15 protein-coding genes are annotated in these 16188 nt (G+C 62.0%); 10 read left to right on the top strand and 5 right to left on the bottom strand.

The genetic code is table 11. From position 1 onward, the window contains the following. Nucleotides 1-403 precede the first annotated feature (403 nt). Nucleotides 404-1129 (bottom strand): Crp/Fnr family transcriptional regulator, encoded by a 726-nt coding sequence (locus JI721_RS03780; protein WP_274456752.1) that lies wholly within the window; start codon nucleotides 1127-1129, stop codon nucleotides 404-406. Between the two features lie 157 nt (nucleotides 1130-1286). Between JI721_RS03780 and JI721_RS03775 the strand changes: the two genes are divergently transcribed. From JI721_RS03775 to JI721_RS03735, 9 genes are all read left to right on the top strand, one after another. Next, on the top strand, nucleotides 1287-3779 hold the full coding sequence (locus JI721_RS03775; protein WP_274456751.1) for a penicillin acylase family protein: 2493 nt from the start codon (nucleotides 1287-1289) through the stop codon (nucleotides 3777-3779). Between the two features lie 88 nt (nucleotides 3780-3867). Continuing rightward, nucleotides 3868-4263: a hypothetical protein gene (locus tag JI721_RS03770; RefSeq protein WP_274456750.1), complete on the top strand. Its 396-nt coding sequence runs from the start codon at nucleotides 3868-3870 to the stop codon at nucleotides 4261-4263. Between the two features lie 148 nt (nucleotides 4264-4411). Then, complete coding sequence (locus tag JI721_RS03765) at nucleotides 4412-5875, top strand: purine-cytosine permease family protein (protein WP_274456749.1); 1464 nt, start codon at nucleotides 4412-4414, stop codon at nucleotides 5873-5875. A gap of 137 nt (nucleotides 5876-6012) precedes the next feature. Beyond that, the gene (locus tag JI721_RS03760; RefSeq protein ID WP_274456747.1) at nucleotides 6013-6603 is read left to right on the top strand and encodes a cysteine hydrolase family protein; all 591 of its coding nucleotides are present in this window, start codon (nucleotides 6013-6015) and stop codon (nucleotides 6601-6603) included. Continuing rightward, nucleotides 6600-7652: an ADP-ribosylglycohydrolase family protein gene (locus tag JI721_RS03755; protein ID WP_274456745.1), complete on the top strand. Its 1053-nt coding sequence runs from the start codon at nucleotides 6600-6602 to the stop codon at nucleotides 7650-7652. Before JI721_RS03760 ends, JI721_RS03755 begins: the two co-directional genes overlap by 4 nt. Then, nucleotides 7649-8617, top strand: coding sequence for a PfkB family carbohydrate kinase (locus tag JI721_RS03750; protein ID WP_274456744.1), 969 nt, complete (start codon nucleotides 7649-7651; stop codon nucleotides 8615-8617). Before JI721_RS03755 ends, JI721_RS03750 begins: the two co-directional genes overlap by 4 nt. Before the next feature lie 191 nt (nucleotides 8618-8808). Continuing rightward, nucleotides 8809-10065: a L,D-transpeptidase family protein gene (locus tag JI721_RS03745; protein WP_274456743.1), complete on the top strand. Its 1257-nt coding sequence runs from the start codon at nucleotides 8809-8811 to the stop codon at nucleotides 10063-10065. A gap of 75 nt (nucleotides 10066-10140) precedes the next feature. Continuing rightward, nucleotides 10141-10617 (top strand): C40 family peptidase, encoded by a 477-nt coding sequence (locus JI721_RS03740; protein WP_274456742.1) that lies wholly within the window; start codon nucleotides 10141-10143, stop codon nucleotides 10615-10617. Nucleotides 10618-10707: 90 nt separating this feature from the next. Then, a complete protein-coding gene (locus JI721_RS03735; RefSeq protein WP_274456741.1) occupies nucleotides 10708-12903 on the top strand; it encodes an FUSC family protein in 2196 nt (731 codons plus the stop codon). Here the strand turns inward: JI721_RS03735 and JI721_RS03730 are convergent. The 4 genes from JI721_RS03730 to JI721_RS03715 form a co-directional block, all read right to left on the bottom strand. After that, nucleotides 12872-13510 (bottom strand): ferric reductase-like transmembrane domain-containing protein, encoded by a 639-nt coding sequence (locus tag JI721_RS03730; RefSeq protein WP_274456740.1) that lies wholly within the window; start codon nucleotides 13508-13510, stop codon nucleotides 12872-12874. The genes JI721_RS03735 and JI721_RS03730 overlap by 32 nt on opposite strands. Next, nucleotides 13498-14490, bottom strand: coding sequence for an FAD:protein FMN transferase (locus JI721_RS03725; protein WP_274456739.1), 993 nt, complete (start codon nucleotides 14488-14490; stop codon nucleotides 13498-13500). Before JI721_RS03725 ends, JI721_RS03730 begins: the two co-directional genes overlap by 13 nt. Further along, complete coding sequence (locus JI721_RS03720) at nucleotides 14420-14788, bottom strand: hypothetical protein (protein WP_274456738.1); 369 nt, start codon at nucleotides 14786-14788, stop codon at nucleotides 14420-14422. The genes JI721_RS03725 and JI721_RS03720 overlap by 71 nt, the downstream gene beginning before the upstream one ends. 167 nt (nucleotides 14789-14955) lie before the next feature. Then, nucleotides 14956-15327: a VOC family protein gene (locus tag JI721_RS03715; protein WP_274456737.1), complete on the bottom strand. Its 372-nt coding sequence runs from the start codon at nucleotides 15325-15327 to the stop codon at nucleotides 14956-14958. Between the two features lie 294 nt (nucleotides 15328-15621). Here JI721_RS03715 and ectA point away from each other — a divergent pair, with 294 nt between their 5' ends. Next, entirely contained in the window at nucleotides 15622-16188 is a 567-nt protein-coding gene (gene ectA / locus JI721_RS03710) for a diaminobutyrate acetyltransferase (RefSeq protein ID WP_274456736.1), read from the top strand.

Genomic DNA, 16188 nt, shown 5'->3' with positions numbered 1-16188 from the left:
TAGCTTTCTGGGGTGCATTCACCAGGCCCATGCAAAACCTGTTGTCAATCGTCATGCCGAACATCGTGATCATAGCGCGATTTGGCATAACCTGTCGAGATGTGCGAGCGTGCAGAAGAAATCCACCCGTGCGTGAAAAACCACCCATCCGAGTTGGACGGGCGGTGTCGTGCGGACCGTGTTGACATACGATGGCCGCCTCCTCGAAACGAGCGGCGGCCTCTCTTCTTCTCACTTGTGTCACCCGGGTGACACAAGCGGTCCCCCTTCACCACTTGACGACGGCGCGTACATCGCGGCTGTGTGTGGCTCACTTTTGTATGATTGTACGCCAAGGACAGGGCGGAAATCTGTGATCGCGATCACGAATATTTGGGTTTTTTCGGCGCATCGGGTGACGAGCTCAAACGCGGTGTTTCAAGGGCGCGTGCCACCGCCGCTGCAGGCCGGCTTCCTTCGCGGCGATTCGCTGCAGCTTGCTGAGATTCGTAATGGTAATCTGCCGGTTTCGGAGGGTGACAACGCCTTCGTCCTGAAAGGATTGCAACGCGCGCGTGGCCGATTCACGGTTGACACCGATCATGTTGGCGAAGTGCTGCTGGGTGATTTTCCATTGAATGAGGTACCCGTTCTCCCGTTCGACACCGAAGTTTTCATACAGGTCCAGCAGCAGATTGGCGACACGCAGCCGCGTATCCATAAAGGCCAGGTAGGATATTTTTCGATCGGCTTGGGTGAGCCGTTCGCCAATCACCTGTGTGATTCTGCGGAGCAGGAGCGGATACTGAGACAGGAGATCTTCAAGGTCTGCCTTGCGAATGACCCAGACCACGGCGTCTTCGGCGGCAGACACGGAGGTGACCCGTTGGTTGTCGACATGGATGAGTTCCAACTCCCCGACCGTTTCGCCCGGGAATTGGTGCCCGATGATGAGGATGTGGGCATTCTCCTGCAGGAAAATCTGAAAGACGCCGGACTTGATGACGTACATTTCTGTGCCCAGGTCACCCTGATAGAACAGCACCTGGTGCTTGGGGACAGACCGCTCCGTAAACCTGGACACCACCCACTCCGGATCGCTCGGCACGATACCTGCGAACAATGGGGTGTCAAGAACGGTCCGAAACATGGACTCAGCCCCCTGAAATCAGTCTCTTATGGAAATTCTATCACAAATCGCACACCACGCGATGAAAACGCTCCCGTAACCTGCCGCATGTGCTACAATCCACAGTAAACGACCGACCATTCGTTCGGTCATGCACACGAGACGGGGGAAACCGCAGATGAAAAAGAGAAGTCCCGCTTGGAAAGGGGTCAACCTGCTGGCTGCAGCGGTTGTCACGGCGGCCCTGGTCTACGCTGGGGCGAAGGGGGCAGGACCGCTGCCGCCCATTGGTCCTGGGTTTAACCCAGGAACCGGGGTGTGGCAGATGGCCTCGGACGCGCAGCGCCCGACCACGCAGACGCTCCACATCGACGGGCTGCAACAGCCGGTGCAGGTGATTTTCGAAAGCAATGGCGTGGCCCATATCGAGGCCAAAAACGATCACGACCTGTACCTGGCGATGGGGTATCTGCACGCCCACTTTCGTTTAGATCAAATGGACCTCATGCGGCGCCAAGGAGAGGGGCTGCTGTCGCAGGTGGTCGGCAAAAAGGCCCTCTCCAGCGATGAATTCGAACTGCAACTGGGGCTGGAGCGCACGGCGGAGCAGGAATGGCAGCAAATGAAGCCGAACGACCCCGCTCGTGCCGCACTGCTCGCGTACTCGGCAGGCGTCAATGACTGCATTGCGCAGGATGAAAAGAGCGGCAATCTGCCTGCCCTCTTTAAACTGTTAGGCTACCAGCCGAAGACCTGGACGCCCGTAGATTCACTGGTGATTCAGGGAGATATGACACAGTCGCTGGACTTCAGCACGTCGCCGCTGGACTACGCGCTGCTGGTCAAGTCGCTGGGGTACCGGCAAACGATGCAGTTTTTCCCCGTGCTGCCGGCCGATGCACAGCACCCGTACGATCCGGGGCCTTACACGAGCGACGGTGCCGCACCGATGGAATCCCTGCAAACCGTTTCCGACGCAGAACTCCAGTCCGTGCTGAGCTTGCAGCAGCGGCTGCGCAGCTTGCCTGCTGACGCGATTCATCAAGGCTCCAACAGTAACAACTGGGCTGTGGACGGAACGAAGACGGCGAGCGGCAAGCCGCTGATGGCGGGGGACCCTCACCTGCAGCAGACGTTGCCTGCCATTTGGTACCAGGTCGCGGGCGACACTCCGGACACACACTTCAGCGGAGTCAGCATTCCCGGTGTGCCCATCATTTTGATTGGTCACAACCAGCACATCAGCTGGAGCGAAACCAACGTGCAAAACCAGGCGACGCTGTTTTATCAGGAAAAAACCGACAAGGCGCATCCGAATCAATACTTCTGGAACGGGGCCTGGCGCCCCATGAAGTCGGTTCAGTACGACATCCCTGTGAAGGGTTGTCCATCCGTTCCCCTCACCGTTCAGTTGACTGTACACGGTCCCATCATGACCCAGGAAGGCCAAACGCTCGCGGTGGACTGGATGGGCGCCCTACCCAGTCCAGACCTCGACGTGCTCTTGAACGTGGTGCATGCCAGTAACTTTGCACAGTTCAAGTCGGCGCTGAAGAATTGGCACGCGCCATCGCAGAACTTCGTTTACGCCGATGACAAAGGCAACATCGGCTTGATTTCTGCCGGCTACTACCCAATCGTCAAGCAGGGTGACCCGTGGCTGCCGCTGCCAGGCACCGGGCAGTCCGACGTGATTGGCACCATTGCGTACAAAGATGTCCCGCAGTCCTACGACCCGTCCAGCCATATCGTGTTTTCCGCGAACCAGCGCGAAGTGGGGCCGAGTTACCCGTACTACATCGGGACTACGATGGACTTCTTTGACAACGGGTACCGGGCAGATGAAATTTACAAAGTGCTCAGCCAGGGCAGCAATTTGACGGTGCAGGACATGGAACACCTGCAGAACAGCACCACCGACTACCTGGCGACGGAGATTGTGCCGAAACTCCTGTCTTCGCTGCAAGGGGCAAAGTTGACTCTGCCCGAACAGGCTGCCGAAACAGCGCTGTCCAAGTGGAACGACCAGATGGACGTCAATTCCACCGCCGCTTCGATTTGGTGGACGTTCTGGACGCAGTACCTGCAGGACACCTTCGGGCCCTGGTGGAAGGCGGACAAGGTGCCCGTCGCGAGCGACCCGTCGCTGGCCATCGGGCCAAACCAGGCGGCGCTCGACGAGGATCTCGAGGCGTGGACCCTGCACGACCCGACGAATTCGACGTTCACGGCCCCGGGCGGGGCCAAACGGACGGCGCCCGTCGTAATGCAGCAGGCGTTCTCCGAGGCGGTGCAGCAGCTTTCGACAAAGCTAGGCACAAATGTTGCCAACTGGCAATGGGGCAGCCTGCATGACCGGGCGTTCGAGGCAGTGTCACAGATTCCGTCCCTTGCCTACGGGCCGCGCCCGAGCGGCGGCGACAATTGGACGGTCGATGCGGCCGATTCCAGCGACGGCTTCCTTTCGACAGCCGGTCCAAGCTGGCGGTTCATCATGGACTGGGGGGACGGTGAGGCACTCGGCATTTACCCGGGCGGACAGAGTGAAAACCCCATGTCGCCGTGGTATGAGAACTTCATTCAGCCGTGGTGGAATGGCCAGTACGCGCCAATGTTGTCGGCGCAGGTTGCTGCCGGTGCACCTGGGCATGTGACGTGGACCCTGCAGTGACACGGGCAGGGGGGAACGGACGATGGTCTCCGCACGGCGCCGCAGCAGGTGTCGTCGATGCGGGTGAACCCTTTGGCGGAGGAGAGCGATGACGATGGTTTCATCTCGTACGTGGGCCGGGCTGGCGGCCGTTGTGGTCGGGGTGGCGGTGATGTGGATCACGAATCACGTTGGAGCCTGGTGGGCGACGGCGGTGGTGGGCGGCGTCATCGGACTGGGTTGGCGCGGCGCTGGCACGAAAATCGTGCTGTCCGTGCTGACCGGTGGGCTCGGCTGGGTGCTTCCGCTGCTGTGGCAGGCGCGGACGGTTTCGGTCGGCGAGGCGTCTTCCGTGTTGGCGGGCATGATGGGGTTTGGTGTGACGGACGGCTGGGTGGTCTGGCTGTTGACCATCCTGTTCGGGGTTTTGCTGTGCGCCGCTGCAGCATGGCTGGGCTCGGCCATCCGCGGCCTGTGGTATCCGGCGCGCCGTTCGGAGTACTGAGGCGGGGTACTGACTGGATTCTGCTGCGCTGCATCAGAAACTGGGGATGTCCCGTGGAACACCCGCTTGTTGGAGAAGGACTTTGTCGAGTGGCGGCGAAAGTCAGATAGCGAAAATTATCTGGAAAGGGGGGCTTCCTACGGCCAACGTGGAGTTGAACGGAATTAACATCATCAGTGAAGACGAGCGGCAGGGCGCACCGCGCAGCTTGTTCTGGCCCTGGTTCGCCAGCAACATCAGCGTGTTGGGGCTCAGCTATGGGGCGTTCGTCCTCGGGTTTGGCATCTCCTTCTGGCAGGCGACCATCGCAGGATTGATTGGAATTGTTCTTTCCTTTCTTCTGGTCGGTTTTATTGCGGTGGCTGGCAAGCGCGGGGCAGCGCCGACGATGGTGCTCAGCCGCGCTGCGTTTGGGGTGCGCAACAAGCTTCCCGCCGTCCTGTCTTGGATTCTCTGTGTCGGGTGGGAGACGGTCCTTGCGGCACTGGCCGTTGAAGCCACGGCGACCGTATTTGGGCGGCTGGATTGGGGAAGCGGGAGCTTGGTCAAGGTCATCGCGCTCATTGTGGTCGTCGCCCTGATTGTCGCCGGGGGCATTATGGGATTTGACGTACTCATGAAAATTCAAGGCGTGATTACGGTCATCACCGGCATTTTGACAATTGGCTTCATCGTTTTGACCTTGAATAAAATTCACTGGGCGAGTGTGCTCAGCCAAAAGCCTGGGAACATCGAAGACATGATTGGCGGCCTCATTTTGATGTTCAGCGGGTTTGGACTCGGCTGGGTGAACGCGGGCGCTGACTACTCCCGCTACCTGCCGCGCAAGGTGTCCTCCGGTGCGGTCGTCGGCTGGACCACCTTCTCCGCATCGCTGGGTCCGGCGGTTTTGCTGATTTTTGGGCTGCTGTTGGCGGGTTCCAGCCAGTCCCTCAGCACGGCTGTGTCCGCCAACCCCATTGGGGCGCTCGCTGCGCTGCTGCCCACCTGGTTTCTGGTTCCGTTCGTGATTGTCGCGGTGCTGGGCTTGGTCGGGGGTGCCGATATGGACATTTATTCGTCCGGACTGGCGCTTTTGTCGGCGGGACTGCGGGTGCCGCGCTACGTGGCGAGCGGCATCGACGGCGTCCTGATGGTGGTTGGCACCATTTACATCGTCTTCTTTTCGCCGCAGAACTTCCTGGGTCCCTTTGAGGGCTTCCTGATTTCCATCGGCGTGCCCATCGCCGCCTGGTGCGGTGTGATGCTGGCGGACATCGCACTTCGTCGGAAATCCTACAGTGATGCCGACCTCTACAAGCCCTCCGGCATTTATGGCGGCGTCAATTGGCTGGCGACGTTCCTGGTCGTCCTTGGGACATTCCTCGGCTGGGGAACGGTCGTGAATACGTCTGCCAGTTGGCTCAGCTGGCAAGGCTACCTGTTGGGCCCGCTTGGGCTGGGCGGGAAGACGGGTGTCTGGGCCTATGGCAACCTCGGGGTTGTGCTCGCACTGCTGCTGTGCTTCCTCGGGTGGCTGCTGTTTGGCCGTACCGCGGTGCGGCGTCAGGAAGCTGCGCAACACGGAAATCAGGCCCAACAGGGCAAAATAGAGACGGCGCCCAACCCCTAATGCAGTCATTGGTCCATGCTTCCGGGTGCGCTCAGGTGTTCAGCCTGAGGGCGCCTTTCTTCATTCAGGGCATGCAGGGACGAGCGAGCGGGGGGGCTTTTGATGCATCCTTTGAATCGTGAGGAGACGAATGAATGATGGCACAACATCAACGCCAGGCGGGGGCGGCAGTGTCCCCCTGGTTGGTTGTCGTTGACATGCAGCATATTTTTGGCGATCCCGATAGTCCTTGGTGCGCACCTCGCTTCACGGAGGTCATTGCGCCGATTCAGTCGCTCATCGCGGTTGCCGCGCCCAGGGTCTGCTTCACCCGGTTTGTGGCGCCTGCCAAGCCGGAGGGCGCGTGGATTCCATACTATGAGCAGTGGCCGTTTGCGCTGCAGCCGCCGGACAGCCGCGACTACCAGTTGATTGAGCCCTTCGCAGGTGTGGACGGGCTGCGGATTGACGCGACCACGTTTGGCAAGTGGACTCCAGAACTGGCGCAGGCCATTCCGGCGGGCAGCCGTATGCTGCTGGCCGGGGTGAGCACGGATTGCTGTGTGCTGTCCACCGCGCTCGCTGCCGCGGATGCAGGGGTGTTCGTGCAGGTGGTGGCGGATGCCTGTGCGGGGGTGGACGATGCGGCTCACGAACGGGCGCTCGCAGCGCTCCGCTTGTACCAGCCGCTGATAGAGGTGGTCTGTGTGGACGATGTCCTCCAGCGATACGCGGAGGCAGGCGTATGAGCGTGCCGCGCCGCGATCGCGCCCTGGGTGCCCTGTATGGGCTGGCGATTGGGGACGCGCTCGGCATGCCGACCCAGTCCCTGCCCCGTGCCATGATCGTCGAGCGCTACGGGCCGCGCATTGAGCGATTCGAGCCGGCACCGCCCGACCATCCGATTGCCAGCGGCCTGCCCGCTGGCAGCATTACGGACGATACCGAGCAGGCGCTGCTGCTTGCTCAACTGCTGGTGGACGCCAACGGCGCGCCGGACCCACATGAGTTTGCCCGCCGCCTGGTGGCGTGGGAAGCGGACATGCAGAGGCGTGGTTCCCGGGACCTGCTCGGGCCGTCGACCTCGCGCGCCATCGCAGACCTGCTGGGCGGCGCGGACCTCCAGGAGGTGGGGCGTTCGGGCACTACCAACGGTGCAGCCATGCGCATTGCGCCGGTCGGCATTTGTACGCCGAGCGATGACGTGATGGCGCTGGTCAACCGCGTCGAGGCCGTCAGCCGCATCACGCACCACACGGGCGTGGCTCTGGCCGGGGCGTCCGCCGTGGCAGCGGCGGTGAGTGCCGGAATTGATGGGGCCGACGTGGCGGCGGCGACCGCTGCGGCCATTCGCGCAGCGACCTTGGCGTCCGGCCGCGGGACCTGGGTTGCGGCCGCCGATGTGGCGACACGCATCCGCTTTGCCGTGTCGGCCGTCGCGGCTTTGGACGGGAGCGAGGACGCGGCCGCGCTGATCGAGTCGTTGATTGGCACCAGCCTCGCCACCCAGGAGTCTGTGCCCGCCGCATTTGCTGTGCTGGCGGTTCATCCGGACGACCCTTGGCAAGCTTGCCGCCTGGCCGCGTCGGTCGGGGGCGACTGCGACACCATCGCGGCCATGGCAGGCGCGGTGGCTGGCGCGTGTCTGGGGTACCGGGCCTTTCCGGCGGAAGCGCGGCGCATCGTGACGGAAGTCAACCACCTGCGTCTGGAACCGCTGGTCGACGCGCTGCTCGCGCTGCGCGGCGCGTTCGATGCAGAGGCGGCGGCAGACGCAGACCGGAGGGGAGCGCCATGAGTTTGACCGCGCCAAGGCTGGTACATGTGGGGAACGTCGTGATCGACCTCGTGCTGAACATTCCGCAGCTCCCGCAGACGGGCGGCGACGTGCTGGCGACAGGCAGCCTGATGTCGGCGGGCGGGGGCTTCAATGTCATGGCGGCGGCTGTGCGCCAAGGGCTGCCGGCGGTGTACGGGGGTGTGCTCGGGACCGGGCCGTTTGCGGATTTGGCGAAGCAGGCGCTGGCGGCGGAAGGCATCCCGGCCGTATCACCGCCTGAACCGGGGCGCGACACGGGCTTTGTGGTGTGCATGGTGGACGCAGCGGGCGAACGGACCTTTGTGACGACGCCCGGCGCGGAAGCCACCCTCCGGCCTCGACACCTGGCGGCGCTTGCGGTCAGGCCCGGGGACTGGGTGTACGTATCCGGCTACAGCCTCCTGTATCCGAGCAACTGCGCGGCGATTGGTGGGTGGATCCCGACGCTGCCCGCGGCGGTGCAGGTGGTGTTTGACCCTGGGCCGCTCGTCCAGGAGATGCCCGCACAGGCCCTGGAAAGCGTGCTGCACCGGGCCGATTGGGTGACCTGCAGCGCCCGTGAGGCTGGTCTGCTGACAGGAGTGCGGCAGCCGGAAGCGGCCGCGGCTCTTCTGGCGGCAAGGACCACGCGCGGGAACATCATCGTGCGCGATGGCGCGAACGGGTGTGTGGTCGTGGCAGCCGGCGGACCTCCAAACCGTATCGATGGGTTCGCCGTCCATGCCGTCGATACCAACGGCGCCGGGGACGCGCATACCGGCGCGTTCCTGGCAGCGCTCGTCTGCGGCAAAACGCCCACCGAGGCGGCGGTGTGGGCGAATGCATCTGCCGCCCTGGCGGTGACGCGCCGGGGGCCGGCGACCGGGCCCAGCGCGAAGGATGTTGAAAAAATGGTCGGCGGAATCCTGAAACTGGACAAGCGGTTGAATCGTCTTGATGAATAGAATTTGTTGACGCGCGTATGTTTGGATGAATATGGGGCGGACGAACCATCCAACGCGAGAAACAACGCGTGCGAAACAAATTCACAAACGGGTCGCTTTCTGTCTGTCGCGTCTCTTAAAACTTGTGTAAAATTTGGTAGAACAACATATCTCTGCAGACGGACGCGGAGATCGGGACGGGTGGCATGAAGATGAAGCAACAGCGAGCTTGGACGGCCGGGCTGATTCTCACCGCGTGTGCGGCAATCACAGGGTGTGGTTCCTTATTTGGGGGGGCTGGGCGGACCAGCGGAGCGGCCAGCACCCCTGGCGTGAATGCGACGACGGTCAGCGAGAAGGGTGTCGCGGCGGCTGGCGGACAGACCGGGAGCGGAACCGGCTCGGCGAAATCAACCGGTAAGGCAGATGCGAACAAACCATCCTTCCATTTTCCGACCTTGACGTTGGGAGATTCGGGGCCGGCTGTGCTCGCCCTGAATGAGCGGCTGGCGGAACTGGGCTATTTGCCCGTGGCCCTCACGGGCACTGAGCCGAAGATTACCCAGGAGAACCTCAGCAGCCCGCCGCAAGCAACGTTCACTTGGCGTTACGCCAACACACCTGCCTCCTTGCAGGCGGACTGGGCGCCCGATACCTTTACGCAAATCACACGCGGCGCTGTCATCGCGTTTCAACACCAACAGGGACTTGCCGTGGATGGCGTCGTCGGATCCGAGGTATGGCAAGCCCTCTTGTCAGCATCCGCCGCATCCGACTCGGATGCGTACACATACATCCTGGTGACCGAGAGCCCCGCACCGGAGCGCCTCCAGGTGTGGCGTGCCGGACAGTGGGTGTTTTCCAGCGCCGCGAATACGGGTGTACCCGCGGCGCCGACCCCGGACGGCACATTTGCAATCTACCTTCGCTACCAATCGCAAACCATGTCGGGTACCAATCCGGACGGCACCAAATATGTCGATCCCGGCGTACCTTATATCAACTACTTTGACGGAAGCGACGCCGTGCATGGATTCCAGCGGGCCGCATACGGGTACCCGCAGAGTGTGGGCTGCGTTGAACTGCCGATTGATGCGGCGCGGACGGTATGGTCGCTGGTGGATTACGGAACGCTGGTAACGGTGACGGGTCACTATACGGCACCTGCGAAGCCGCCGGCGACATCCACGGGCGGGTCCAGTCCAGCAAAGGGTTCCACGGGCAGCGGTACCTCAAAAGGCAGCGGCTCCTCAAAAGGCGGCAGTCCCTCAAAAGGCAGCGGTCCGACCAACAGCACTGGCCCAGCGAACAGCACGAGTCCGACCAACAGTACAGGTTCGACGAACAGCACAGGTTCGTCGAGCGGCACAAGTCCGACGAACAGCACGAGTCCGACGAACAGCACAGGTTCGACGAACAGCACAGTCTCGTCGAACCGTACAGGCGCAGCGAACGGTACGGATTCGTAAAATGGCCTGTTGTCGTGTATCATCATTTGCTGCAGGGGTGAGTGGTGAAATGAACGGTAAGTGGAGGGATCAACTGTGCAGCCAGCGGATCTGATTTTTATCCGGGGCACAGAAGGCATTGCGGGACCCATTAAGTGGCTCACCCAAAGCCCGTATACACACATTGCTGGTTTGGTCGACGAAGGCCAAATTTTTGAGTCTCAGGCAGGGCGCAGAGCTGGCTTTGAGTCAGTGGAAACCTACAAGGGTGTGGCAGACGTGTACCGGTGCCCGCTTGTCACGGAGGAGCAGCGGCGTGAAATTATCAATGCCGTCCTGCAGTGGGCCGGGTCCGGTTATGACTACCTGCGCTTCGGCAGTTTGGCGTGCCGCCAGATTCTCGGCGCGGTGATCCCGATGCCGGTCTATTCCAGCCGAACCCGTCACATTTGTACAACCCTGTGGGTGGACGCGTACCGTGCCGCAGGTATTGACCTGTGTCCGGGGGTCGCGCATCCGACGCCCGGGGAGCTAGCACAGTCGCCGCTCCTCGAATTTGCCGGGTCCTTTTGACGAGATCCCGTTGCTCAGCCCGTCCGTTTGGCCAACATTCCAGTTGGTGCTCGTTCGATAATTGACGTTTGATGAACTGGGGGAGCCAACGTGAAGACTCGTTTCCTTGGGCTGGAGGCGATTGTGCGCCGGGACCGTTCGCAGTTGAACACCGTCGTCGGGCTGCGGACGGCGATTGCCGTTGTGATTTGCCTGGTGATTGGCGTTTTGGCAGGGAATCTTTCGGATGGTCTGGGGGCGGCCATTGGCGCACAGGTTTCTGGATTCGCGGTGTTGAGCGGTACGGCGCGCAGGCGAATCCGCACGCTGACGTTCGCTGGATTCTGGATGGCTGTGTCCACCTGGGTTGGCGGCGTCACGGCGGATACGGCCCTCCATGTCGTCCTCATCACGCTGCTGTCCTTCCTCGCTGGACTCCTCACCTGCGTCAGTCCAGAGGCGGGGATGATTGGCACTTGGTCCATCATTGCCATCTTGTTTATGCCTGCCGGTCACTTGACGGCCGGACAGGCCTTGGAACGGTCGCTGTTCATGTTGTGCGGGGCGCTGGTGCAGATGATTTTGCTCATCGCCGTGGAGTGGCTGCGCACCTCCAACGCGGAACGAGCTGGCGTGAGCGCCGCTTTGCGCGCCATTGCACAGTACGCGCGAACCCCCAGCCGCGGTGCCGACTTGAAGGTGGCGTCCACCTTGCTGGACGCGGGGGCTCGACTGTCGGATTCGTTCATGGTGCAGAGCCGGTGGGAGACGCTTCGGACCTTGCTGGACTTTGCAGAATCGATTCGCATTGAGGTGGTGGCACTCGTCGGTATGGAACGAGCCGTACGCGACGCCGAGGCGCCGGAGGATGGACGCTTGCTGCGGGATGTGGCCGCTGCGCGCGAGGCCGTCGCACATCTGCTCACCGCCGCTGCGGACCGGCTGGCGCGTGAACCGCGGACGATGCTGTTCAACCGAACGGCGCGGGCGCATCCCGAGGGACAGGCGGCGGCGCAGCAGTTCCGGACGCTGGAGGCCGCGGCAGGCCGGCTGGAGGCGGGCGGCTGGAAGCATGCATCGACATGCGTCCGCCATGCGTGCGAGGAACTGCACCGCATGATGGAGCGGGTGCAGAGCGACCGGCGGACCCTTGGACAGCGCTTCCTGGAACAGCGGCTGCGGCTCAGTCCGCCGCCCCTGCGCACGGCATGGGAAACGCTGCGCACCAATTTCACCTTTCGCAGTTCGGCGTTCCGTCACGCCGTGCGTCTTGCTGCTGCGATGTGCATCGCCGTGCTGCTGGAGTCGGTGTCGCCCCTTCAACGCAGTTATTGGCTGCCCCTGACGGTGCTGGTCATTTTGAAGCCGGAGTTCTCCACAACCTTCATTCGCGGGGTGGGCCGCTCTGTCGGTACACTCATCGGGGCTGTGGTTGCCACGGGGCTCATCGCGATTCCGGATGAAACCCACACCCTGGGCATTGTTCTGATGGGGCTCTTGTTGTGGGGGATGTACGCGTTTTTGAATTACAACCTCGTGGTTTTCTCGACCTTCCTGACGGCCGAAGTCGTCGTGCTGCTGTCCTTTTTTCAGCACCTTGCCCCGCTCGCGATGCTGGTCAATCGCGTCGTGTACACGATTGCAGGCAGCTTGCTGGCTTTTTTGGCCTACATTGTCTGGCCAACCTGGCAGCGGCGGAATGTCCCCGCGGCGATTGCGCGTGTGATTCGGCAGGAGCAGCTGTATTTGCGTTCGGTTTGGCTGCGGACGGACGACGCGGGGCAGCTCGCGGACCGGGGCGGCCGCGAAGACCGTTCCAAACACGATCCGGCATTTTATCGAAAGCAGACGCGGCTCGCCCGCACCAATGCGGTCAGCCTGGTGAACCAGGCCGTCAACGAACCTGGGAAACAGTCCTGGGACGCTGCGTCGGTCGAGGGTATGCTCACGGCGCTGCACCGCTTGTCCGACGCCATTTTGTGGGTGGAATCGTACACGCGAAACGCACCGCGCGATGTCCTGGCTGACCCGCGGGTGCAGCAATTCCTCACCTACGTGGACCGCTGTCTGTCCGAGTTGGCGCTGGCGGTGGAGCATCAGGCGGCGGGGGAAGCTGCGCATCCGGATGCGGCGAACGGTGTGCTGGACAGCGTCCGCACCTACACCAAGCAGGAAATCCGGGGGATGGACATTCCGCCGGACCTCATCCCGATTTTCCTGCGGATGGAGGATGCCATCGGCACCCTGTTCCGGATGACGGCCACGTTGACGGCGCCTACCGCCGAGCCCGCAGCCGCTGGAAGCTGAGCAGCACAATCACGACAAGCGGAAGCAGATACAGCCACCGCGCCCACACTGCGCCGCTGTCGGAACCAGACAGCAGCCCATGGAGGGTGACCGCCAGATAGGTCGGAAACGACAGGAAATGAATCGCTCGCCAGGTGCGCGTGCCGAGCTTGGCGCGGAGGAACGACGTGATCCACAGAATTAGTACGGTGAACAGGCTGAGCACGCCGAGCCCTGTGGCAAACGGACGGTAGGAAGCCTCGAATGGAACGAAGACCGCCGGCCATGGAAAGGGTACGGAGGTATCTTGATGGAGTGCCCATAGGTGGAGTACCAGAAAGGGCAGAACCATCAAGGAAGTAAACTGGTGCAGTTGTGTCATGAGGCGCCGCGCGCGCCAGCGATCCCACAGGGCGCTGGATGAGGAGACACCCAGCATCACGGTCAACGTCAACAGCGCATAGGCGATGAAGGCCGCGGCGCGGGTCAAGTACCAGTACAGGTCGTCCGCCCGCGTGGTCGGCAGATGCAGCAGGTACGTCATGCCGTAGGTCATGGCCATCAGCACAAAGGTCAAGACGCAGGTCAACACGAATGGGAAGACTTGCGGTTCTTCTACGATGTCCACGAATGCGTCACCTCTCCGTCTGACCGGATGGCTGCCCAGCCCCGGTTCGGCACCTTCTCCATCCACGCTCGGCCTTGCTCCAGCCCCAAAATCAGAAACACTTTGGCCATCACTTCCGCCGCGACCAAACTGGGGTGGATCACGGTGCAGGAAACCAGGTCCGAGTCGGCCGGCAGCCCCGTGCGCGGGTCAAGGATGTGGTGGCGAACGTCGCGCCCGGTCCGCCAGCGGCGCCGATAGGTTCCGCTGGTCGCGACACAGGCGTTTTCGACGTCCAGGGTGAGGACGTACACGTCCGGCTGCGCGGGGTCGGCGATGCCAATCGACCAGGGCGCGTCTCCCTTGCGTCTGGCGCACACCATATCTCCGCCCGCGTTCACCACAAAGTTTTGCTGGCCTCGGTTTCGCAGCATATGGGCAGCTTGTTCGACAATCCACCCTTTGGCGATGCCGCCGAGGTCAATCTTGCACCCGGCCTCCAGCCGAACTTGTCCGGCTGCCGAACAGGTCCAGGGCAGCCGCGGCGGAACCGGTGCCGTCGTGCGGCGCGCCACAGACTCGGCGCGGTCCAATCCAACGTCAAACGACCGGTCGTAGCCAAGCTGCTCCATTTGCGCCCCGAGCGCCGGGTGGAACAGCCCCTCCGACTCCACAAACGCACGCGCTGCAAGGTGCAGGACCTCAAGCGTTTCGGCGTGTACGGAAACCCACACGCCGGCGTTTTGATTGAGGCGGCTGATGTCGCTGGCGGGTTCAAATCTTGACAGGCGTTGTTCCAGACGCTGAATTTCGGCTTGCACGTCGTTCAGGTCATGCACCAGTGAATCCGGCGGCTGCGGTTCCGCCCAGATGCCGAGCTCCATGTTGGTGCCCATCGCATGGAATGACAGGGTGTGCAGCATGTTCTGATCACGACGCAGCGGACCCAAAGTCAGGGGCTTGCTGCCCGATGCCTGCGCCGCCCGCTCCGCCGCTGTCACCGAACAAGCTGCCCTGCGTTCCGCCGGTGTATGGGGACGAGCCCTGGAACACACCACCGGAGCCGTCAGAAGGATATGGATTTGTACCCTGTGCTGCCCCGCCCCCCGAGGCAATTCCAGCCCCGGTTGACGGCATCGAGGCCGACGGCGAGGACGATGTGTGGGATACCTTTACCCAAATGGTGAAAAAGCCAAGGAATGCCAGGACAAACGTACCCCACGACAGGGCCGTCAACAGACGGTGCCTGCGCCACATCCGCGCTTGCTGCTCAGACGTTCGGCGGTTCGTTTCGGACACGGCCGCACCCCTCCTGGGTCAGGACTGTAATCCGATTTTGACCGCGCAGGATTGAATTTCACTTGAAAATGGCTGCATGAACATCCGCTTGCGCTTCGCGCCGCGCCAGCGGACGGGCACGCAGGCGCGTACCCGTCCGCGTGCCCGTCACCATCTGCGTTTGCTGCTCATTCGCGCGGGTTGGCGAGGACAAACGTGTTTCCGTCGGGATCTTGAAAAATCGCTTCCATCCCGCCCCAATTGGCCCGCTCCGGCTCCTTGACGAACACGACGCCGCGGGCTTTCAGAGTGTGGCAGGTCCCGACCACATCTTCGCAGGTAAAGGCGATGTTCTGGTAGCCGCCGATGCGGTTTTCCTGGCCTGGCGGCGTGAACAGCACCACGTCCGTTTCGGCGCCGGGGGGTTTCAACTGAATCCAGCGCATGCCGTTGCCAAACGCCTGGTCGGTGACGACGTCGAACCCGAGCTTTTCGGTGTAAAACTGGAGCGCCCGGTCCTGGTCGGTGACCGGAATGCTTACGAAACTCACACGCATCATGATGGGTGGCCTCCTTGGAAGGGTTGAAAACGTTTTTCCATTGCCATCGTAACTTCGGGCTTGTCCAATTTCAAACCGATTTTTCAACGTCAGGCGCTGCTGCACAGGCGCTCCGGATAAATCCGAGTGGAATCGGGAGGATTCTGGCGTTCATGCTATGTAAGGCTTTCTTATCCAGCGAGATGCCGCGAGGCGGCGGCTCAGGCCGTTTCCTGCGGGTTGAGCGCTGGCTGGCTTTCCGGCAAAATAAACCACGCAACGGTGTTCACACAACTGAAGGCATTCGAAAGCGAGGTGGGAAAGGTTCGCGGCGTCTACCGGACCCGAGACACGGTCCACCGCGAACGAAGGCTGATGACAGTACGGATGGACTGGCACGTCCGATCACCCCTTGTCGACGACGGGCCGCGCATCTGGCAATTGATTCGGGATGCGGGCACATTGGACCTCAATTCTCCTTACACTTACCTCATGCTGAGCAAGTTCTTCAACAAGACCTGCCTGGTGGCTGACGCTGGCGATTGTCTCGCGGGATTTATTTCGGGATTTCACTTGCCCGAGCAGCCCGATACCCTGTTTGTCTGGCAAGTTGCCGTTCATCCGGATTTTCGGCGGCAGCGGCTCGGCACTCGGTTGTTAGAGGCCCTGCTCGACAGTGAAGCGTGTCGGGGCACGACCTGGCTGGAGGCCACGGTTACGCCTGACAACGGCCCTTCCGACGCGCTGTTTCGCGGTATTGCGAAGGCGCGAAATGCAACCTGTACCGTCTTGCCTTGTTTTCCTGCCTCATGTTTCCCGGGTGAATCGCATCAACCTGAACACCTGTACCACATCGGCCCGCTGCATGAAGGGTCAATCTGA

Origin of the sequence: Alicyclobacillus cycloheptanicus, assembly GCF_028751525.1 — a bacterium.
GTDB classification, from domain to species: Bacteria; Bacillota; Bacilli; order Alicyclobacillales; family Alicyclobacillaceae; genus Alicyclobacillus_L; species Alicyclobacillus_L cycloheptanicus.
The sequence above is the reverse complement of the archived record's forward strand: the minus strand, read 5'-3'. Positions and strand labels throughout refer to the sequence as shown.

What these genes read in the sequence shown, in the direction of transcription:
- JI721_RS03760 (WP_274456747.1), top strand. Translation starts at nt 6,013, where the DNA reads ATGGCACAACATCAACGCCAGGCGGGGGCGGCAGTGTCCCCCTGGTTG.
- JI721_RS03745 (WP_274456743.1), top strand. Translation starts at nt 8,809, where the DNA reads ATGAAGCAACAGCGAGCTTGGACGGCCGGGCTGATTCTCACCGCGTGT.
- JI721_RS03780 (WP_274456752.1), bottom strand. Translation starts at nt 1,129, where the DNA reads ATGTTTCGGACCGTTCTTGACACCCCATTGTTCGCAGGTATCGTGCCG.
- JI721_RS03750 (WP_274456744.1), top strand. Translation starts at nt 7,649, where the DNA reads ATGAGTTTGACCGCGCCAAGGCTGGTACATGTGGGGAACGTCGTGATC.
- JI721_RS03770 (WP_274456750.1), top strand. Translation starts at nt 3,868, where the DNA reads ATGACGATGGTTTCATCTCGTACGTGGGCCGGGCTGGCGGCCGTTGTG.
- JI721_RS03755 (WP_274456745.1), top strand. Translation starts at nt 6,600, where the DNA reads ATGAGCGTGCCGCGCCGCGATCGCGCCCTGGGTGCCCTGTATGGGCTG.
- JI721_RS03715 (WP_274456737.1), bottom strand. Translation starts at nt 15,327, where the DNA reads ATGATGCGTGTGAGTTTCGTAAGCATTCCGGTCACCGACCAGGACCGG.
- JI721_RS03775 (WP_274456751.1), top strand. Translation starts at nt 1,287, where the DNA reads ATGAAAAAGAGAAGTCCCGCTTGGAAAGGGGTCAACCTGCTGGCTGCA.